Annotated in this window: 24 protein-coding genes and 1 pseudogene; 15 read left to right on the top strand and 10 right to left on the bottom strand. The window is 72.4% G+C overall.

Annotated features, from left to right (window positions below; all coding sequences use genetic code 11):
* Positions 1-40 precede the first annotated feature (40 nt).
* From GA0070624_RS32055 to GA0070624_RS32045, 3 genes are all read left to right on the top strand, one after another.
* On the top strand, positions 41-955 hold the full coding sequence (locus GA0070624_RS32055; RefSeq protein ID WP_091347183.1) for a MurR/RpiR family transcriptional regulator: 915 nt from the start codon (positions 41-43) through the stop codon (positions 953-955).
* Positions 952-1,908 (top strand): N-acetylmuramic acid 6-phosphate etherase, encoded by a 957-nt coding sequence (murQ, locus tag GA0070624_RS32050; protein WP_091347181.1) that lies wholly within the window; start codon positions 952-954, stop codon positions 1,906-1,908. Before GA0070624_RS32055 ends, murQ begins: the two co-directional genes overlap by 4 nt.
* A gap of 481 nt (positions 1,909-2,389) precedes the next feature.
* Complete coding sequence (locus GA0070624_RS32045; protein ID WP_176731948.1) at positions 2,390-3,379, top strand: sigma-70 family RNA polymerase sigma factor; 990 nt, start codon at positions 2,390-2,392, stop codon at positions 3,377-3,379.
* A gap of 84 nt (positions 3,380-3,463) precedes the next feature.
* Here the strand turns inward: GA0070624_RS32045 and GA0070624_RS32040 are convergent, their stop codons facing one another.
* Positions 3,464-4,432, bottom strand: coding sequence for a C40 family peptidase (locus tag GA0070624_RS32040; RefSeq protein ID WP_091347177.1), 969 nt, complete (start codon positions 4,430-4,432; stop codon positions 3,464-3,466).
* A gap of 501 nt (positions 4,433-4,933) precedes the next feature.
* Here GA0070624_RS32040 and GA0070624_RS32035 point away from each other — a divergent pair.
* Complete coding sequence (locus GA0070624_RS32035) at positions 4,934-5,461, top strand: DUF6232 family protein (RefSeq protein WP_091347175.1); 528 nt, start codon at positions 4,934-4,936, stop codon at positions 5,459-5,461.
* Between the two features lie 32 nt (positions 5,462-5,493).
* Here the strand turns inward: GA0070624_RS32035 and GA0070624_RS32030 are convergent, their stop codons facing one another.
* Together GA0070624_RS32030 and GA0070624_RS32025 are read right to left on the bottom strand one after the other, a co-directional pair.
* Positions 5,494-5,820 (bottom strand): DUF3817 domain-containing protein, encoded by a 327-nt coding sequence (locus GA0070624_RS32030; RefSeq protein ID WP_091347172.1) that lies wholly within the window; start codon positions 5,818-5,820, stop codon positions 5,494-5,496.
* A gap of 25 nt (positions 5,821-5,845) precedes the next feature.
* On the bottom strand, positions 5,846-6,262 hold the full coding sequence (locus GA0070624_RS32025) for a hypothetical protein (protein WP_091347170.1): 417 nt from the start codon (positions 6,260-6,262) through the stop codon (positions 5,846-5,848).
* Positions 6,263-6,394: 132 nt separating this feature from the next.
* Here GA0070624_RS32025 and GA0070624_RS32020 point away from each other — a divergent pair, with 132 nt between their 5' ends.
* From GA0070624_RS32020 to GA0070624_RS32010, 3 genes are read left to right on the top strand one after another with little or no spacing between them, the layout of a single operon-like run.
* Positions 6,395-6,712 carry a DUF6158 family protein gene (locus GA0070624_RS32020; protein ID WP_091347168.1) on the top strand — a complete coding sequence of 106 codons (318 nt, stop codon included), beginning with the start codon at positions 6,395-6,397 and terminating at the stop codon, positions 6,710-6,712.
* The gene (locus GA0070624_RS32015) at positions 6,712-7,041 is read left to right on the top strand and encodes a hypothetical protein (RefSeq protein ID WP_091347166.1); all 330 of its coding nucleotides are present in this window, start codon (positions 6,712-6,714) and stop codon (positions 7,039-7,041) included. Before GA0070624_RS32020 ends, GA0070624_RS32015 begins: the two co-directional genes overlap by 1 nt.
* A gap of 37 nt (positions 7,042-7,078) precedes the next feature.
* Entirely contained in the window at positions 7,079-7,618 is a 540-nt protein-coding gene (locus GA0070624_RS32010; protein ID WP_091347164.1) for a DUF1360 domain-containing protein, read from the top strand.
* Between the two features lie 87 nt (positions 7,619-7,705).
* Here GA0070624_RS32010 and GA0070624_RS32005 read toward each other — a convergent pair whose 3' ends face one another.
* From GA0070624_RS32005 to GA0070624_RS31995, 3 genes are all read right to left on the bottom strand, one after another.
* Complete coding sequence (locus tag GA0070624_RS32005) at positions 7,706-7,915, bottom strand: hypothetical protein (protein ID WP_091347162.1); 210 nt, start codon at positions 7,913-7,915, stop codon at positions 7,706-7,708.
* Positions 7,916-7,941: 26 nt separating this feature from the next.
* On the bottom strand, positions 7,942-8,166 hold the full coding sequence (locus tag GA0070624_RS32000; RefSeq protein WP_091347160.1) for a hypothetical protein: 225 nt from the start codon (positions 8,164-8,166) through the stop codon (positions 7,942-7,944).
* A 273-nt stretch (positions 8,167-8,439) separates the two neighbouring features.
* On the bottom strand, positions 8,440-9,525 hold the full coding sequence (locus tag GA0070624_RS31995) for a 3-deoxy-7-phosphoheptulonate synthase (protein WP_091347158.1): 1,086 nt from the start codon (positions 9,523-9,525) through the stop codon (positions 8,440-8,442).
* Between the two features lie 258 nt (positions 9,526-9,783).
* Here GA0070624_RS31995 and GA0070624_RS31990 point away from each other — a divergent pair, with 258 nt between their 5' ends.
* The 6 genes from GA0070624_RS31990 to GA0070624_RS31965 all read left to right on the top strand — a co-directional run bounded on the left by GA0070624_RS31990 (position 9,784) and on the right by GA0070624_RS31965 (position 14,946).
* Complete coding sequence (locus GA0070624_RS31990; protein ID WP_176731947.1) at positions 9,784-9,996, top strand: hypothetical protein; 213 nt, start codon at positions 9,784-9,786, stop codon at positions 9,994-9,996.
* Positions 9,997-10,117: 121 nt separating this feature from the next.
* Positions 10,118-11,410 carry a M16 family metallopeptidase gene (locus GA0070624_RS31985; RefSeq protein ID WP_091347154.1) on the top strand — a complete coding sequence of 431 codons (1,293 nt, stop codon included), beginning with the start codon at positions 10,118-10,120 and terminating at the stop codon, positions 11,408-11,410.
* On the top strand, positions 11,407-12,753 hold the full coding sequence (locus GA0070624_RS31980; protein WP_091347152.1) for a M16 family metallopeptidase: 1,347 nt from the start codon (positions 11,407-11,409) through the stop codon (positions 12,751-12,753). Before GA0070624_RS31985 ends, GA0070624_RS31980 begins: the two co-directional genes overlap by 4 nt.
* A gap of 103 nt (positions 12,754-12,856) precedes the next feature.
* Positions 12,857-13,882, top strand: coding sequence for an aspartate-semialdehyde dehydrogenase (locus tag GA0070624_RS31975; RefSeq protein WP_091347150.1), 1,026 nt, complete (start codon positions 12,857-12,859; stop codon positions 13,880-13,882).
* Positions 13,883-13,958: 76 nt separating this feature from the next.
* Positions 13,959-14,399 carry a PPOX class F420-dependent oxidoreductase gene (locus GA0070624_RS31970; RefSeq protein WP_091347148.1) on the top strand — a complete coding sequence of 147 codons (441 nt, stop codon included), beginning with the start codon at positions 13,959-13,961 and terminating at the stop codon, positions 14,397-14,399.
* A gap of 130 nt (positions 14,400-14,529) precedes the next feature.
* The gene (locus GA0070624_RS31965) at positions 14,530-14,946 is read left to right on the top strand and encodes a CBS domain-containing protein (RefSeq protein ID WP_091347146.1); all 417 of its coding nucleotides are present in this window, start codon (positions 14,530-14,532) and stop codon (positions 14,944-14,946) included.
* 53 nt (positions 14,947-14,999) lie between these two features.
* Here the strand turns inward: GA0070624_RS31965 and GA0070624_RS36235 are convergent, their stop codons facing one another.
* From GA0070624_RS36235 to GA0070624_RS36230, 3 genes and pseudogenes are all read right to left on the bottom strand, one after another.
* Positions 15,000-15,179 (bottom strand): hypothetical protein, encoded by a 180-nt coding sequence (locus tag GA0070624_RS36235; protein WP_245719089.1) that lies wholly within the window; start codon positions 15,177-15,179, stop codon positions 15,000-15,002.
* A 9-nt stretch (positions 15,180-15,188) separates the two neighbouring features.
* Positions 15,189-15,395 (bottom strand): annotated as a pseudogene (locus tag GA0070624_RS37065) (DNA glycosylase AlkZ-like family protein); the annotation flags it as partial.
* On the bottom strand, positions 15,296-15,670 hold the full coding sequence (locus GA0070624_RS36230; RefSeq protein WP_245719088.1) for a DNA glycosylase AlkZ-like family protein: 375 nt from the start codon (positions 15,668-15,670) through the stop codon (positions 15,296-15,298). The pseudogene GA0070624_RS37065 and the gene GA0070624_RS36230, both read right to left, overlap by 100 nt.
* 155 nt (positions 15,671-15,825) lie before the next feature.
* Between GA0070624_RS36230 and GA0070624_RS31955 the strand changes: the two genes are divergently transcribed.
* Entirely contained in the window at positions 15,826-16,197 is a 372-nt protein-coding gene (locus tag GA0070624_RS31955; protein WP_091347144.1) for an SCP2 sterol-binding domain-containing protein, read from the top strand.
* Positions 16,197-18,254, top strand: coding sequence for an amylo-alpha-1,6-glucosidase (locus GA0070624_RS31950; RefSeq protein WP_091347142.1), 2,058 nt, complete (start codon positions 16,197-16,199; stop codon positions 18,252-18,254). Before GA0070624_RS31955 ends, GA0070624_RS31950 begins: the two co-directional genes overlap by 1 nt.
* Positions 18,255-18,306: 52 nt before the next feature.
* Here the strand turns inward: GA0070624_RS31950 and GA0070624_RS31945 are convergent, their stop codons facing one another.
* Complete coding sequence (locus GA0070624_RS31945) at positions 18,307-18,696, bottom strand: VOC family protein (RefSeq protein ID WP_091347140.1); 390 nt, start codon at positions 18,694-18,696, stop codon at positions 18,307-18,309.
* Positions 18,697-18,712 lie beyond the last annotated feature (16 nt).

The following is an 18,712-nucleotide window of genomic DNA, read 5'->3' as shown; positions in this document are numbered from 1 at the left end:
CATGGTTGACGGTCACGCCGCATGAAAGTAAGTTTCATCCGTGGCGAAGAGTTCGAAGATTTCTGCGAGTCACGAGCCCGGTGGACTGATCGTCCACATCAGTGGCCTGCTCCCGTCGCTGTCACCGGCCGAGCAGCGGGTCGCCCGGCTGGTCGTCGCCGACCCGGCGGACGCCGCCCGGCGCACCATCACCGACCTCGCCACCGCCGCCGAGACCTCGGAGGCGACCGTCATCCGGTTCTGCCGGTCGGTCGGCATGGACGGCTACCCGCAGCTGCGGATCCGGCTCGCCGCCGAGGCGGCCCGTCGGATCGAGCCGCCGGACGCCCGGGTGGTCGGCGGCGACATCCCGCCCGGCGCCGACCTGGCCCAGATCATCGCGACCATCGCCTTCAACGACGCGCGGGCCGTCGAGGAGACGGCCGAGCAGCTTGACCCGGCCGTCTGCGAGCAGGTCGTCGAGGCGATCGCCGGGGCCGGCCGGATCGACGTCTACGGCGCCGGCGCCAGCGGCTTCGTCGCCTCCGACTTCCAGCAGAAGCTGCATCGCATCGGCCGGACCGCCTTCTACTTCCCGGACGTGCACACCGCGCTGACCTCGGCCGCTCTGCTCGGGCGGGGCGACGTCGCGGTCGGCATCTCGCACACCGGCACGACCTTGGACGTGATCGAGGTGCTCGAGCAGGCCCGCGCCCGCGGCGCCGCCACCGTGGCCCTGACCAACTTCCCCCGCTCCCCGATCACCGAGGTGGCTGACTTCGTGCTCACCACCGCCGCCCGGGAGACCACCTACCGCTCCGGTGCGATGGCCAGCCGGCTGGCCCAGCTCACCGTCGTCGACTGCCTCTTCGTCGGGGTGGCCGCGCGCAGCCGGGCCAAGGCCAAGAAGGCCCTGGAGGCGACCGCCGAGGCGGTCCAGTCGCACCGGGTGGGCTCCGGGCGGAGGCGGGGATGACCGCCGGCCGGGTGGAACGGGACGAGGCGGCTCCCGCGGTGCCGGTCCGACCCGCGGTGCGGGTCGGCTCGCCAACCGAGCGGCGCAACCCGCTCAGCCTGGACCTCGACCTGATGTCGACCCGGGAAATGCTCACCGTCATCAACGAGGCGGATCGGCGGGTGCCGGCCGCGGTGGCCGGCGTCCTCGACGAGATCGCGGAGACCGTCGACCTGGCGGCCGCGGCGCTGCGCGCCGGGCAGCGGGTGCACTACTTCGGCGCCGGCACCTCGGGTCGGCTCGGCGTCCTCGACGCCGCCGAGCTCGCCCCCACCTTCAACTCGCCCGGGCACTGGTTCTGCGCGCACCTGGCCGGCGGTCCCGAGGCCATGTGGCGCGCCGTGGAAGACGCCGAGGACGACGACCGGGCCGGTGCGGCCGAGGCCGCCGAGTGCGTACGCCCCGGCGACCTGGTCGTCGGGTTGGCCGCCAGCGGGCGCACCCCGTACGTCCTCGGGGCGCTCGCCGCGTCCCGGGCCCAGGGGGCCGCGACGGTGCTGCTCTGCGCGAATCCGGAGGCCGAGGCCGCGTCGTCGGTCGACGTCTTCATCGGGGTGGACACCGGACCCGAGGTCGTCACCGGGTCGACCCGGATGAAGGCGGGCACGGCGCAGAAGTTGGTGCTCAACACGTTCTCCACGGCCGTGATGGTGCGGCTCGGCCGGGTCTACTCCAATCTCATGATCGACATGGTGGCCACCAACGCCAAGCTGCGCGGCCGGATGATCTCGATCCTGATGGAGGCCACCGGCTGCGCGGAGGAGGTCTGCCGGCAGGCCCTGCACGAGGCCGACGGCGACCTCAAGACCGCCCTGGTCGCCCTGGTCTCCGGCGCCGAGGTCTCCGCCGCCCGGGCCGCCCTGGCCCGCGCTGCCGACCAGGTCCGCAGCGCGCTGGCCCTGCTCGCCTCCTGACCCCCGCGCCCCGTCGCTGGCCACCGGCGAGGCGCCCGCCCGGTCCCGCATCGCCCGGGCGCCACCCGCCGAGACGCACGTCACGCCCCGAACGGGACGTTCAGCGCGCTGCGGATTGTTCACCGAGGGGTGGGGTAATCCTCACCCGTGGCTGAACCGACCGGTCCACCGGCGCGTATCTCGCAGTGACCAGGATCGCAATGAGGCGGTGACGCGGATCGCTGCGTTCATGGATTTCGCAATGATGCGATTCCGTGGGCGGGCGATGATTCCGCTGATCCGCCGGCCCGTTTGTGGCGCCCGGAGGCGCCTCACCCGGCAGGGTCCTGACAGCAAACATGGACCGGGCTCTCAGCTACTACTCAGGCATTCGTGACACTTTCGACCCACGACATGGAATCCCCGACGCGTCTCATCTGTTGTGTAGGTGTCAGCACGGGTGGACACAGCGGAAGTTACGGGGGGGCTGATGGACGTGGGGATGGCAAGGAACCGGGCAACCGGCGCGAGCGAGGGGACCGTGGGAATCGTGGACAAGAACATTGGCATGCGAACCGACGAGGTTGCCGAGGAGCGCGACCTGGTCGGCGTCTACCTGCACGAGATCTCCCGGACGCCGCTGCTGGACGCCGCCAAGGAGGTCGACCTCTCCAAGGCGATCGAGGCCGGCCTCTACGCTGAGCACCTGCTCAGCGAGGACCGCGTCCCCGCAGGCGTCGAGCGGGAGGACCTGGAGCTGCTGGTCGCCGAGGGCGGGCGGGCGAAGGACCTCTTCATCCGCGCCAACCTGCGACTCGTCGTGTCGATCGCCCGACGCTACGTGCGCTCCGGCATGCCCATGCTGGATCTGATCCAGGAGGGCAACACCGGCCTGGTCCGGGCGGTCGAGAAGTTCGACTACGAGCGTGGCTACAAGTTCTCCACCTACGCCACCTGGTGGATCCGCCAGGCGATCAGCCGGGCGATCGCGCAGCAGGAGCGCACGGTGCGGCTGCCCGTGCACCTGGTGGAGGACGTCAACCGGATGCGCAACGTGGCCCGTCAGCTCACCCGTGAGCTGGGCAGCGACCCGGAGCCGGAGCAGATCGCGGCGGCCCTCGGCGTCACCGTCGAGCGGGTCAACGAGCTGGTCCGCTGGTCGCAGGACACCGTCTCGCTGGACACCCCGGTGGGCGACGACGGCGACACCAACCTGGGTGACCTGGTTGCCGACAGCGACGCTCCGTCGCCGGAGGACATCGTCCTCACCGGCCTGGAGCGGCAGCGGATCGAGGGCCTGCTCAACCACCTCGACGACCGCTCGGCCGGCATCATGCGGGCCCGGTACGGCCTGGAGGACGGCCGGGAGCACTCGCTGACCGAGGTCGCGTCGCGCTTCTCGCTCTCTCGGGAGCGGATCCGCCAGCTGGAGATCCAGGCCCTCGGCCGGCTCCGCGAGCTGGCCCGGGCCGAGGGGCTGCAGGCGGCCTGAGCCGGTAGTAATTAGCTAGACGAATGGCCGGCGTCCGATAGGGGGACGCCGGCCATTCGCTGTCTCGGGAGTCAGTCCGCGGCGTCAGCGGACCCGGCCGTAGCCGGCGATCGTCATGATGTCCATGTCCCGCTTGCTGACGTTGCGGCCCGCGCTCGGCGCGTCGATCACCTGACCGCTGCCGACGTACAGGGAGACGTGACCCAGACCCTCGTAGAAGACCAGGTCGCCGGGTTGCAGGGAGCTGCGGCTGATGCGTGCGGTGGCGTCCCACTGCATCGCCGCGTTGTGCGGCAGCGACTTTCCGGCCGCCCGCCACGACGCCAGGGTCAGCCCGGAGCAGTCGTACCCGTCGGGCCCGTCGGCCCCCCAGACGTATGGCTTGCCGATCGCCCCGTACGCGTACCGGACCGCCACCCCGGCGGAGCCGGAGATGGCCGGGGGGCTGCCGGCCGAGCTGGCGGTGCCCGGCGCCTCGGTGGCCCGTCCGTACGCCTGCCGGCGCAGCTCGTAGAGCCGGGCCAGATCCGCCTCGATCTTCTTCTTGCCGGCGGCGAGCTGCTTCGCCTGGGCGGCCTCCCGGGCCAGCGTCGCGTCCAGCCGGGTCTTCTCGTCGATCAGCTTCCGCTGGTCGGTGGTGAAGCTCGCGATGGTTGCCTGACGCTGCCGGGTCAGCTGGTCCAGCGTGCCCAGCCGGTCCACCAGCGAGTTGGACCCGCCCTGCTCGAGCAGGGCCTGGGCGGTCGGCAGGCCGCCGGTCTTGTACGCGGTGACGGCGAGCACGCCGACGTCGGCGCGGCTCCGCTCGGCCTGCGCCTGCAACGGGCCGATCCGGGCCTGCAACGCGGCCGCCGTGGCCTTGTTGGCCTTGATCTCCTCCTTGAGCTTGTTGTAGGACTCGACGATTCGCTCCAGCTCAGTCGAGGACTTCTCGATCTGCTTCGTCAGCTCGGCGGGGGTGGGCTCGGCCCGAGCCACCGACGCCGGGGCGATCAGCGCGGCCGAGAGGGCGGCGACCGCCAGCGAGCGCAGCAGGATTCGTAAGGACGACAAGAGCGGAAGGCTCCTCTCCCACGGTCGCCGGGGCCTATTGCTGCCGCGGCGACACCGGCCGGGGCCATCCGGGTGGATGGCGGTGGACCGGTCCGGCTCGCCCAACCTAACCCGTGGCGGAAGTCAACCGCAGTTGAAGTTGGGGCGAATGTTGGCAAAGCGCCGGGAAGTGCCACTGGGGACAGTGACGCTTCGTGACCGCCTCCCCCGCTGGCGGTGGCGGTCCGGGCGTGGCATGGGCGGATCGAGCGACTGGCCCGATTCGTCGTTCCCGGCGGATGTCGCCAGGCAACGCGACGCAAAATACCGACAAAGACTGATATGAATCTGTTTTGTCGGCGGGGAGCGGCCCGATATCCGCGCCTCAGCACCCGAAAAACGGCGGATCCGGCTGGCGCCACGGCAACACAATGAAGCGCGCAGCCGGGAATCCCGCCCGAGGGCATCGGCACAGCTCAGCGGCGGCGCAGGCAACCCGGCGCGCCGGCCTGGGAGGACGCCGTGCAGACCGATGGCTCCGCCACCCAACCGCCCCGGTCGCCGAAGGCGAGCGGGGCCACCCCGACCCTGCTCTACGCGCGGCCCGGCATCGTCGTCACCGCCGAGCGCTTCACCGTCGGCCGGAACAGCTGGGCGGTCGCGGAGCTGACCCAGCTCTGGACCACCCGGGGCCCGCACGACCGGCTCGCCCTCCGCGCGGTCGCCGTCACCGCCGCGATGATCGGCGGGGTCGGGGTGCTGCTCGGCTTCACCGGCGGACTGCAGCGGCTCACCGCCGGGGCGTACCTGACGCTGGGGGCGGTCGGCCTGCTGCCCCTGGTGTTCGCGCTGGTGGGAGACCGCTGGCGGCCGCCGGCGTACGAGTTGTGGGGGCGGTATCGGGGCGCCGAGGTGCTGCTCTTCAGCAGCGACGACGAGCGGCAGTTCGGCCAGGTCACCCGGGCCCTGCGGCGGGCGCGCGAGGGCGCCCGCTACGGCGGCTGGAAGGAACCGCTCGCCTCCGCTGACCCGTGGCGGCCGAAGCGCTGACGCCCGCCGGGCGGCCTGCCCGCGCCGGCTGGTCAGCCGGCGACCGGCTCCGGCGTACGGGGCTGCTCGGGGGCGAGCCAGCGGCTGACCCGGCGCTCGGCGTAGAACGACACGAACGGCACCGTACCGGCGAGCATCACGAGCAGCATCCGCTTCAGCGACCAGTCGGCCCGGCGGGACAGGTCGAAGGTGGCGGCCAGGTAGATCATGAAGAGCCAGCCGTGCGCGGTGCCGACGACCGCCACCACCGTCGAGTTGTCGAAGCCGTACTTCAGCGGCATGCCGATCAGGACCAGCACGGCCAGCGCCACGCCCACGATCCAGGCGATCACGCGGTACCGGGTAAGGGCTCCGCCCACCTTCGTCCGTCCTTCCGAACCGGCCTCAGCCGGGATAGTCACCGGGCCGGGCGCCCGGGTTGGCGTTCAACCATGACAGGTAGCGGTTGTACTCGGCGAGGTCGCCGTCCTCCGCCCCCGTGGCGGGCAGCGGGGTGCGGTTGACCCGCACCGGTCGGCGTACCCCCGGGGTGGCGGCGGCCGGCTCGGGGCCGGCGGCCGCAGACGGCGCCGCGCCGGGCCGGGGCTCCGGCGCGCCGCGCAGCGTGTGCCGCACCTCACGCCACCAGACGAAGACCACGAAGCCGGCGAAGACCGGCCACTCCACGGCGTACGCCCAGCTCAGCGAGTTTCCCGAGGCGGCTCGGCTGATCTGCCACCAGCCCAGGCCGAGGAATCCGACGACCAGCACGACCATGGCCACGTGGCGGGCGATCCACGCCGGTGTCCAGAGCCGCTTCATGCCTTAAGAGGGTACCGGGGCCGCCGGCCGTCTCCGACGCGGTGTCGTAGTCGACGCGCCGTCGCGGGGTTTGGTGACATGCGGCGTGGGCATTCGTCTAGACGCCAGCCCGAACGAGATGAGGGGGCGAGGATGACCGAATCAGTACGCCGGACCGGTGACGCCAGCCCGGAGCAGCGGTTGCCCGAGTGGGACGGCGAGCAGTTGCACGACGGCGTCGGTGTCGGCGAGGTCGACGGCGAGTTGCTCGGGGTGGATCCCGTCGAGTTGGCCGACGAGGACCTGATCCGGGAGATGCACAGCCTGCACCGCACCCGGCTGGACACCCTGCGGCACGCGACCGACTCCGCGCTCGCCCACCACCTGCGCCGCACAGCGGAGCTGGAGACGGAGTACCTCGCCCGGCACCCGGGGCGCGAGGTCGACCCGAGCCGGCTGCGGGGCGCCTGATGGCGGCGCACGCCGAGCGGGGGATGTCCGAGCCGCCCGAGGTGGTCTTCAACACGGCGATCGACCCGGACCGTGCGGCCGCGTGGCTGCCCGAGCCGCTACGGCAGGACGGCCACCGCCGCCCGGAGGTGATCAGCATCGAACAGATGCGGGCCACCTGGTACAGCGACTCCGCGCCCGGCTGGTCGGCGGAGATCCAGGTGGAGCCGGTCGACGCCGGCGGCGCCCGGGTCCGGCTCGACCTGGCCGGCGGGGACTCCGACGGGTTGGCCGATCAGACCCTGGCCAACCTGGCCCGCGAGGTGGCCGACAACCTGACCGCCGGCTGAGCCGGCTTCACGTGCCGTGACAAACCGAGGAGACCGGGTGACCGAGAGTGGCCTGAAGAAGAAGGCGGCGCGGCTGCGCCGGGCGTACGCGCCGCACGAGCACCGGCCGCTGGGCGGCTACCTGGCGGCGATGGGTACCTATACCACCGTGACCGCGGCCCTGGCCGGGCTGGTCAGGGCGACCGGGCGGCCGGTGCCGGAGCGACCCGCGACGGCCGACGTGGTGCTGCTCTCCATCGCGACCCACAAGGTGAGCCGGCTGCTGGCCAAGGACGCCATCACCAGCCCGCTGCGGGCCCCGTTCACCCGCTACGACCGCCCCATCGGAACGGGCGAGGTGATGGAGAAGGTCCGCGACTCCGGCAACCCGACCCGGCACGCCATCGGCGAGCTGTTGAGCTGCCCGTTCTGCCTGGCGGTCTGGGTGGCCACCGGCCTCACCGGCGGACTGGTGCTGGCACCCCGGCTGACCCGGCTGGTCGCCACCGCGCTGACCGCCGTGGCCGCCTCCGACTTCCTCCAGTTGGGGTACGCGGTCGCCCAGCGGGCGGCCCAGGGCGGCCAGCAGGGCAAGTGACCGCACGGTGAAAGGGCCGGCCTTCGCGCCGGCCCTTTCGCCGGATGACCGCCCGGCGCCCGCGCCGGCCGGCTCGGGGTTCGCCCGTCAGGTCGGGGTGGTGCCGTGGTTCTCGCCGGCCCAACCGCGTGGCGCCTCCGGCTCGCGGTTGTCCTCGTCCTCGCCGGTGATGATGTCGTCATCCACCGCCGTCTCCTGGTATTCGCCGGAGAAGTCGGGATCGGCGTTCGGGTCCGGACCTTTCGGCGGTTGGCCGAGCGCCTCGATGTGCTCGTGCTCCTCTTTGCGGTCGCTCACCTGGCTGTCCTCTCCTCTGCCCGCACTCAGGGCACCGAACGGCCCAGCAGGTCGGCCACCTCGTCGACCGCGTACTCGCCCTGCGGGATGGCGGCGATCCGGGAGAGCAGCTCCGCCGGGAGTTCCGCGGCGACGGCCCGGCGGTAGATGGCCGCCTGTGTCATCCGCTCCTGACCGTGGTAGATGTCGTCGAGCAGATCGTCGAGCCGCTGGATGTCCGGCTCGTCCGTCACGGGTGCGTCGTCGGTCACCTCGATCAGCTACCCGGGCCCGAAACGGTCAAACGTCCCCGGGCCGGCGGCGGGCGGCGTGACGGCGGTCACCGGGCGGGCCGGAACACCGGGGGCCCCCGCCTCGTTGTGCAGAGCGTCGGTGTGTCCAGTGTCCCCGGGCCTCACCTAAATTGCCTTCGCGGAATACCGTTCGGCTGGAGCCGCGTCGTGCCACTCGCCGAGAGGCGACCTGCACACCGACACCCAGCGCCGCCCCGGCTCTCTGCCGGGGCGGCGCTGTGCGTCTGGGGGTCACGCCGGGGTGGGGAGGGTGGCGCGGCGGGCCCGGACGGCCGCGGCCAGGTCCGTGAGGACCCCGGCGGTGGTGTCCCAGCCGATGCAGGCGTCGGTGATGGAACGGCCGTACTCCAGCTCGCGGGTGGGATCGAGGTCCTGCCGGCCGGGCTGGAGGAAGCTCTCCAGCATGATGCCGACGATCCCGCGCTCACCGGCGGCGAGCTGCCCGGCCACGTCGGCGGCGACCAGCGGCTGGCGCCGGTGGTCCTTGCCGCTGTTGGCGTGGCTGGCGTCGATCACCACCCGCTCCGGCAGCCCGGCCGCGCGGAGCAGGTCCAGCGCCCCCGCCACCGACTCGGCGTCGTAGTTCGGCCGGCCACCGCCACCGCGGAGCACCAGGTGGCCGTCGGCGTTGCCCCGGGTGTGCATGATCGCCGGGGTGCCCGAGAAGTCGATGCCGGGGAAGACGTGCGGCACGCCGGCCGCCCGCATCGCGTCCACCGCGGTGGAGATGCTGCCGTCGGGGCGGTTCTTCATGCCGATCGGCATGGACAGACCGGAGGCGAGCTGCCGGTGCACCTGGCTCTCCACCGTCCGCGCCCCGATCGCGCCCCAGGCGACGGTGTCGGCGATGTACTGCGGGGTGATCGGGTCCAGGAACTCGCAGCCGACCGGCAGGCCGAGGCGCAGCACGTCGAGCAGGAGCGCCCGGGCGGTCCGCAGGCCGGTGTTGACGTCGCCCGAGCCGTCCAGCCCCGGGTCGTTGATCAGGCCCTTCCAGCCCACCGTCGATCGCGGCTTCTCGAAGTAGACCCGCATCACCACCAGCAGGTCGTCGGCGAGCCGGTCGGCGACCTCGCGCAGCCGGCCCGCGTAATCCAGGGCGGCGGCCGGGTCGTGCACGGAGCACGGGCCGACCACGACCAGCAGGCGGTCGTCGGCGCGGTCCAGCACCCGGCCGACCGCGCGCCGACCGGCCAGCACGGCCTCGGCGAGCGTTGCGTCCAGGGGCAGGTGGTGGTGGAGCAGGGCCGGGGTGGTCAGCGGCACGACACGGTCAATCCGCTGATCACTGACCCGGTCGGTGTCCGGGGTCGTCACGGTGGGGTTCCTTCCGCCGACCGTGCCCCGGTGCCGGCGCCCGGGGACGAGCCGGCTGCTCGTACGCGAGAGGGCAGGGAACCATCCCTGCCCAGCCGGCTCGAAGAGGAGTGACGTCAGATCATGGTGAAGTCACCGGCTCCTCCAGCCGGCTGCCTAAACCATCGATACGACCGCGTCACGTCCGCCAGCCTACCCGACGGGACGGGGAAGGCTAACTCCGTTCCGCACTGCGGTACACGGGGTATGGGGGTCGGCATGAGTCACGAGCAGAGCGACCAGGAACGGGTGGAGTCGCGGGCCCACCTGCTGCCCGAGGAGGCGGCGGCGGGCAGCGAGAACGCGGGGGCCCAGGCCGACGCCATCCTCACCGAGTCGGACGTCCGGGAGGACTCAAACGTCGCCGAGGACACCACCCTGGAGCACCGGACGTCGGATCAGACGGTGACCCCGAGCGAGCCGCCGGACTGAGCGGACGCGCCGCGGGCCCGGCGGGGCGGGGGCGGACATGTTCCGCGTGTACCCCCGGCGCGGGCGGTCGATGCTCCCCGCTCGTCACCTTTCCGCCGGCGAGATCGGATAGCGTCGTGCCATGCCCGAGAGCGGTTACCCCTGGCCGATCGAGACGACCCGACTGGACAACGGCCTGCGCGTGGTGGTGAGCGAGGACCGCACCGCCCCCGCGGTCGCGGTGAACCTCTGGTACGACGTGGGTTCCCGACACGAGCCGGAGGGGCAGACGGGCTTCGCCCACCTCTTCGAGCACCTGATGTTCGAGGGCTCGGCGAACGTGGCCAAGACCGAGCACATGAAGCTCATCCAGGGCGCCGGCGGCTCGCTCAACGCCACCACGAATCCGGACCGGACGAACTACTTCGAGACCGTCCCGGCGGAGCACCTGGAGCTGGCGCTCTGGCTGGAGGCCGACCGGATGGGCGGCCTGGTGCCGGCGCTGACCCAGGAGACGCTGGACAACCAGCGCGACGTGGTCAAGAACGAGCGCCGCCAGCGCTACGAGAACGTCCCGTACGGCGACGCCTGGCTGCGGCTCCTCCCGCTGCTCTACCCGCCGCGCCACCCGTACCACCACGCCACGATCGGCTCGATGGCCGACCTGAACGCCGCCGCCCTGGAAACCTTCCAGACCTTCCACACCACCTACTACGCGCCGAACAACGCGGTGCTCACGGTGGTCGGGGACGCGGCCCCGGCCGAGGTCTTCGCGCTGGCCGACAAGTACTTCGGCGCCATCCCCGCCCGCGACGACATCCCGGCCGCGCCGCAGGGGCGGGTCGTCCCGGCGACCGGGCGGCCGGCGGTGGAGACCGTCACCGCCGACGTGCCTGCGCCGCGCGTGTACGTCGCGCACCGCACCCACCCGTTCGGCACGCCCGGGTACGACGTGACCACCGTCCTCGCCACCATCCTCGGCACCGGCCGGGGCAGCCGGCTCTACCAGCGCCTCGCCGACGGGGAACGGATCGCCCAGCCGGACCTGGTCGGGGCGTACGGAGTGGACCTGGCGCACGCACCGGCCCCGCTGATCGCCACCGCCACCGCCCGCCCCGGGGTGAGCGCCCAGCGGCTGACCGCCGGGGTCGCCGAGGTGGTCGACGAGCTGACCACCGTGCCGGTGACCGCCGCCGAGCTGGACCGGGCCAAGGCGCTGCTGAGCACCATGTGGTGGCGGCAGATGTCCACCGTGGACGGCCGGGCCGACATGCTCGGCCGGTACGCCACGCAGTTCGGCGATCCGGCGAAGGCCGCCGAGCGGCTGCCGGCCTGGCTCGCGGTCACCGCCGAGCAGATCGCCGAACAGGCCAACGAGCTGCTCGGCCCCGACGACCGGGTGACCCTGACCTACCTGCCCGAGGAGACCCTATGACGCTGATCGCCGAACGTCCCGGCCCGGGCGCCGCCCGCCCGTACCGGTTCCCGCCGGTGGTCCGCCGCGCCGTGGCCGGCGGCCAGGTCGTCGCCGCCCACCTGCCCGGACAGAACCTCGCCGTCGCGCTGCTGCTGCTCGACGCCGGCGCCGGCCGCGAGCCGGTCGGCAAGGAGGGGCTGGGCGGGGTGCTGGCGAAGGCCCTGGAGGAGGGGACCGCGCAGCGGGACGCGACCGCGTACGCGCTGGCGATCGAGGCGCTCGGCACCGAGCTGGTGACCGGGCTGGACTGGGACTCCTTCCAGGTCAGCGTGCAGGTGCCGGTGGAGCGGCTGAGCGCCGCCGTCGAGCTGCTCGCCGAGGCGGTCCGTACGCCCCGACTCGATCCGGCCGACGTGCGGCGGGTCCGCGACGACGAGGCGACCGCGCTGCGGATCGACTGGGCCAACCCGGGCCCCCGGGCGGACGCGGTGCTGCGCGCCGACCTGTTCGGCGTGGAGAACCGCTGGGGCCGGCCGCTGTACGGCGACCCCGACACGGTGGCCGGGCTGGACGTCGAAGACGTGACGGTCTTCCACTCCGAGTGGTTCATCCGCCCCGGCACGCTGATCGTCGTCGGCGACCTGGATCGGATCGACCTGGACGCGCTCGGCGCGACGGCGTTCGCCGGGACCGGCGGCGGGCCGGTCGAGAAGGGGGGACCGATCGAGGTTCCGCTGCACGGCCGGCGGCGGATCCTCCTGGTCGACCGGCCCGGCTCGGTGCAGTCCACGCTGCGGCTCGGGCACCCGTCCCCGCACCGCGCCCACCCGGACTACGTGCCGATGACGCTCGCCGGGACGGTGCTCGGCGGGGCGTTCACCTCCCGCCTCAACCACCTGCTCCGCGAGGTGCACGGCTACACGTACGGCGTCCGGGCCGACTTCGCCTCGTCCCGCCGGTTCGGCCGCTTCGCGGTCGGCTCCGGGGTGCAGAACGCGGTGACCGCGCCGGCACTGGTGGAGGCGACCGGCGAGATCTCCCGTACCCAGCTGACCGGGGTGACCGAGGACGAGTTGGCGGTGGCCCGGTCCTGGCGGGCCGGTCAGCTCTCGGTCGAGCTGCAGAGCCCCCGGGCCATCGCCTCCGCGCTGACCACTCTCGTCGTGCACGACCTGCCGGACGACTACCACGCCCGGCTGCGCGAGTCGCTGCTTTCCGCCGACGTGGAGCAGGTCTCCGCGGCGGCGGCGGCCCACCTGCACCCGGAGTCGCTGACCCTCGTGGTGGAGGGCGACGCGGCGGTGATCCGCGACGAACTGGTCGCCACCGGCCTCGGCGAGGTGGTCGACCACGCCCCCTGACGGCCGGCGAAGGTGTGATGCGGATCGCGCCGCCGGGCTGGCGGGGTCCGGGCGGTGGGAAAGCGTTCCCCGCCCGGCCGGTGACCTGGGTAGCCTCGCGGGCATGAGGATCGGCATTGTGGGGGCCACCGGCCAGGTCGGTGGCGTGATGCGGCGGGTGCTGGCGGAGCGCGACTTCCCGGCGGAGCAGGTGCGGCTGTTCGCCTCCGCGCGGTCGGCCGGGCGCGCGCTGCCCTGGCGGGACGGCGAGGTCACCGTCGAGGACGCGGCCACCGCGGACTACCGCGGGCTGGACATCGTGCTCTTCTCGGCGGGCAAGGGGACCGCGAAAGAGCTCGCCCCCCGGGTCGCCGAGGCCGGTGCGGTCGTCATCGACAACTCCTCGGCCTTCCGGATGGACCCCGAGGTGCCGCTGGTGGTCGCCGAGGTCAACCCGCACGCTCTGGCGAACCGCCCCAAGGGCATCATCGCCAACCCGAACTGCACCACCATGGCGGCCATGCCGGTGCTGCGCCCGCTGCATCAGGAGGCGGAGCTGGTCAGCCTGGTCGTCTCGACGTACCAGGCGGTCTCCGGCGCCGGGCTGGCCGGGGTGGCCGAGCTGGACGAGCAGGTCCGCAAGGTGGCCGAGCAGGCCAGCGGGCTCACCTTCGACGGCTCGGCCGTGGAGTTCCCGGCGCCGCGCTCCTTCGCCCGGCCGGTCGCCTTCAACGTGCTCCCGCTCGCCGGTTCGATCGTCGACGACGGCTCCTTTGAGACCGACGAGGAGCAGAAGCTGCGCAACGAGAGCCGCAAGATCCTGGAGATCCCGGGGCTGAAGGTCTCGGGCACCTGCGTCCGGGTGCCGGTCTTCACCGGCCACTCGCTCCAGATCAACGCGCGCTTCGCCGGCCCGATCACCCCGGCCCGCGCCCGCGAACTGCTCGACGAGGCGCCGGGCGTCGCGCTCTCCGACGTGCCGACTCCGCTGCAGGCCGCCGGCCAGGACCCGACGTACGTGGGGCGGATCCGGGCCGACGAGACCGTCGACCACGGCCTGGCCCTGTTCTGCTCCAACGACAACCTGCGCAAGGGCGCCGCGCTCAACGCCGTGCAGCTCGCCGAGCTGGTTGCCGCCGAGCGGCGCTGAGCCCGGCCGCGCTGCCCGTCGCCTGCCTCGGCGGTGGGATGGAATCCGCAACCACCACTCGACCGCGGAGGACGCCATGGCGGATGAGAAGACCGAGCAGGCCCTGACCGACCTGATCGCCGGCCGGTGGCTCGGTGTGCTGGCCACCATCAAGCGGGACGGCCGGCCGCAGCTGTCCAATGTGGTCTACTCCTTTGACCGGGAGCGGAGCCTGATCCGGGTGTCGGTCACCGACGGGCGGGCGAAGACGGCCAACCTGCGCCGCGATCCCCGCGCCAGCTTCCAGGTCAGCAGCAAGGACGGCTGGGCGTACGCGGTGGCGGAGGCGCGGGCCGAACTGACCCCGGTGGCCGAGCGGCCGGACGACGCGACCGTCGAGGAGTTGGTCGGGCTCTACCGTGCGGTGCAGGGTGAACACCCGGACTGGGACGACTTCCGGCGCGCCATGGTCGCCGAGCGGCGGCTGGTGCTGCGGTTGCACGTCGAGCGCGTCTACGGCATGGCCCCGCGCGGCTGACCTGGTCCGAGCCCATCGGTGGATGCGGTTGCCGAGGTCGGCGTACCGGTGGACGTCGGCGACCCGGGCGGCGTTACCCCTCGGGGCCGTGCGGGTAGACGGCCGGTGCCGACACCGAGAGGGGAGCACCATGACAACGGTCGGAGAGTTCATGACGACCCGGTTGGTGACGATGGACGGCAACGACACGCTCACCGCCGCAGCGCAGGAGATGCGCGACAGCGCCATCGGCGACGTGGTGGTGACCGACGGCGACAAGGTGGCCGGCATCGTCACGGACCGGGACATCACGGTCCGGGGCGTCGCCGAGGCCAAGGACCCGAAGTCCACCAAGCTCAACGAGATCACCAGCAAGCGGGTGGTCACCGTGAGCCAGTACGACGACGCGGTGGCTGCCGCCGACCTGATGCGGACGTACGCCGTACGCCGGTTGCCGGTGGTGGACGACGGCCGCCTGGTCGGGCTGGTCTCGCTCGGCGACCTCGCCGTTGAACGGGAACCCCAGTCGGTGCTCGCGGACATCAGTGCCGACGAACCGAACGTCTGACGTGTCCGCCGCGGTGACGCCGGCTCCCCGTGCGGGGCCGGCGTCGTTTCCGCTCAGGCTGTCTCGATCAGCACTCGCACCTCGGATCCGCCTCGCGCCGCGCGGACCAGGTCCGCCTCGGCGTCGATCTCGCGGCTGACCCGCTTGGGCAGGGTGGCGAACGGGGTGATCGTCAGGTCCAGCCGTAGCGCGTCGAGCCGATCCTCCGCCACCCAGGCCGATCGGCCGTCCACCCGGACCTCGGCCAGCCCGGCCGGCCAGACCCGGCGCAGCTCGCTGGCGGTGGTGCCGAGGAAGCCGGCCGCGTCGGCCGCCCCGGCCGGGCCGTGCAGCCGCAGGTAGGCCAGGATCAGCGCGTCGGTGCCGGTCGCTCGGCCAGCCCCAGCTTGGCCCCGTCCCGGATCTGCCCGGGGAGCCGGCGGGCGGCGTCGGCGTCGCTCAACGGCCAGAGGGCGGCGGCCAGCGCCGGCAACTCGGCGCGGCGGTGCAGGTGTGGCGCTCCACGGATGGACCAGACCAGCTCCAACCGGTCGTCGTCGAGCCCGGCAGCGGCCGGCACGCGGGCGGCCAGCGCCAGCCGGGCCGAACCGTAGGGCGTGTCCTGGACGCCCAGATCCAGCACGTCGAGGTCGGCGGGGCGCAGCCCGGGGCGGTCCAGCTGGTGCGCCGCGACCCGGTGGCCGAGCACCCGCTCCCGGGTGACCTCCGGTGCCCCCTGCGCCATCATCGCCTCCACCGCCGGTGCCGTCCCGCAGGCTATCGCCCGGGTACGACCCCGCGGGCGGGCGACTCACCCGATCCGGGCGAGGTTGACGTCGTACCCGATGGGGACCCCTTCTCGGACGTCGAATGCCACGCATCGCGGGAGGAGTGGACCGGATGGCGGAGCCGACCACGAAATTCTTCGAGGACCTGGACCGGCGGGGATTCGACCCCCGGTTGGAGAAGACCTCCGGAACCCTGCGCTTTGATCTGCACGAAGGGCCGCAGACGACCCACTGGCTGCTGCGGATCGACCGGGGCAAGCTCGAGGTGAGGCAGGAGGACCTGAGCGCCGACACGATCGTGGGGACCGCGCCGAGGCTCTTCGACGAGCTGGTCACGGGTGAGGAGAACGCGATCGCCGCGATGCTGCGGGGTGACATGACCGTCTCGGGCAACCTGCGCCTGGTGCTGCAGTTCGAACGGGTCTTTCCCGGTCCGCCGGAATCCCGAGGTCCGCGGCGCGTGTTCCAGAGGGAGGTCCGCTGATGCCTCGGAGCAACATCCGGATCCTGGACGGCAACACCTTCGTGGTCTCCGAGGACACCGGCGACCTCGAGGCCACCCCGAGCGAGCCGACCGGGCTCTTCTCCCTCGACACCCGATTCCTGTCCAAGTGGGTGCTGACGGTCAACGGTGAGCGGCTCAACGCGCTCTCCTACGACGACCTGCAGTACTACGAGGCGCGGTTCTTCCTGGTGCCGGGGATGGCCACGCACTACGTCGACGCGAAGCTGTCGATCATCCGGGAGCGGGCGGTGGGCGGCAGCTTCCGGGAGAAGCTGATCATTCTCAACCACGACGAGAAGCCGGTCGATCTGGAGATCCGGATGGACGCCGGCTCCGACTTCGCCGACCTGTTCCAGGTCAAGGACGAGATCGTGAACAAGAAGGGGGAAATCTACGCCGAGGCAGAGACGGACCGGCTCCGGCTGGGGTACCGGCGGGGCAACTTCAGGCGAGAAACGGTCGTCACCTCGTCAGCGACCGCCCGGTACGACAAGAACGGCTTCGCCTACAGCGTCCACCTGGAACCGAACGAGCAGTGGGCCACCGACATCGAGGTGCAGACCATCGCGGTCGGGCCGGGTGGCCGGGACCTGCGGATGGGACTGACGGGGCACGGCCCCGAGCGGCAGGCCCTGCAGCACGACCTGGAGCAGTGGGTCAAGAACGCGCCGAAGGTGAACACCGAACACCCCTGGCTGGGATCCACGTACCGGCGCAGCCTGATCGACCTGGCCGCGCTCCGCTACTCGCCGCTGTCGCTGGGCGGCCAGACGCTGCCGGCGGCCGGCCTGCCCTGGTTTATGACCATGTTCGGCCGGGACAGCATCCTCACCTCCCTTCAGGTGCTGCCCTTCGCGCCAAGTCTGTCCAAGACGACGCTGCGGATCCTGGCCGCGTTGCAGGGCACCCGGTTCGACGACTTCCGGGACGAGGACCCGGGCCGGATCCTGCACGAGTTTCGCTACGGCGAGACGGCCGCCTTCGAGGAGCAGCCGCACTCGCCGTACTACGGCACGGCGGACGCCACCCCGCTGTTCGTGATCCTGCTGGACGAGTACGAGAAATGGAGCGGCGACGTCGCGCTGGTCAAGGAGTTGGAGCGGGAGTGCCGGGCCGCGCTGAGGTGGGTGGACGATTACGCCGACCTGGTCGGCAACGGCTACATCTGGTACGAGCGGCGTAACACCGACACCGGCCTGGAGAACCAGTGCTGGAAGGACTCCTGGGATTCCCTCCACTACCGGGACGGTCGGCTGCCCGGCTTTCCCCGGGCCACCTGCGAGCTGCAGGGGTACGCCTACGACGCGAAGATGCGGGCGGCCCGGATGGCTCGGGAGTTCTGGGGCGACCCGGCCTTCGCCGACCAGCTGGAGCGGGAGGCGGCGCAGCTCAAGGAGCGGTTCAACCGGGACTGGTGGGTGGCGGACGGGGAGTACTACGCCCTGGCCCTGGACGCGGAGGGCCGGCAGCTGGCCGTGCTCAGCTCGAACATCGGTCACCTGCTGTGGAGCGGCATCGTGGAGCACGACCGGGCGGCGAAGATCGCCGAGCATCTGGTCGGGCCCCGACTCTTCTCCGGGTGGGGCGTGCGCACGTTGGCCGAGGGGGAGGTCCGCTACAACCCGATCGGCTACCACAACGGCACGATCTGGCCGTTCGACAACTCGTTCATCGCCTGGGGCCTGCGGCGGTACGGCTTCGCCGAGGAGGCGGCCACCATCGCCAACGGCATCCTGGACGCCGCCAGGTTCTTCGACGGGCGGTTGCCGGAGGCGTTCGGCGGCTACGACCGGGAGCTGACCAGGTTCCCGGTGGAGTATCCGACCGCGTGCAGCCCCCAGGCCTGGTCCACCGGCACCCCGCTGCTGCTGATCCGGACGATGCTCGGCCTGGAGCCCCACGAGGGGCACCTCTCGGTCGACCCGCGGCTGCCGATCGGCATGGGCCGGATCGAGGTGCTGGATATCCCGGGCCGGTGGGGGCGGGTGGACGCCTTCGCCCGGGGACGGCTGGACATGCACCAGCTGACCGCCTGACCCGACGAGCAGGCGCCGCCCTCGACCATCCCGTCGGGGACGGCGCCTCGCGTCAGTGCCCGGGGACCGGCGGCCCGTGCACCTCGGCGGCGGGGAGCAGGCAGAACTCGTTGCCCTCGGGATCGGCCAGCACGGTCCATCGGGGAAGCTCGCGGACCACCGTCGCCCCGGCCTCCAGCACGGCGGCTCGCTCCTCGGCGTCGCCGACCAGGTCCAGGTGGATCCGGCCGGGGAGCGGGAGGTCGATCGCCGGGCTGATCCAGAGGTCCGGCCGGTGGCCCGACGGGTCGCGCAGCAGCACCGCCTCTGCCGGCCCGAGCGACCGCTCGGCGAGCTTCACCTGATCCTCCTCGACAATCGGCAGCCCGGTGACCGCGCTCCAGAAGGGCGCGAGCAGGTAGGGGTCGCGGCAGTGGATGACGATCGCGGCGAGGTCGGGCATGCCCTGACGGTAGCCG

Source organism: Micromonospora rhizosphaerae (genome assembly GCF_900091465.1).
Lineage (GTDB): Bacteria > Actinomycetota > Actinomycetes > Mycobacteriales > Micromonosporaceae > Micromonospora > Micromonospora rhizosphaerae.
Note: the sequence above shows the minus strand (reverse complement) of the source record. Positions and strands in the feature narration are given on the sequence as shown.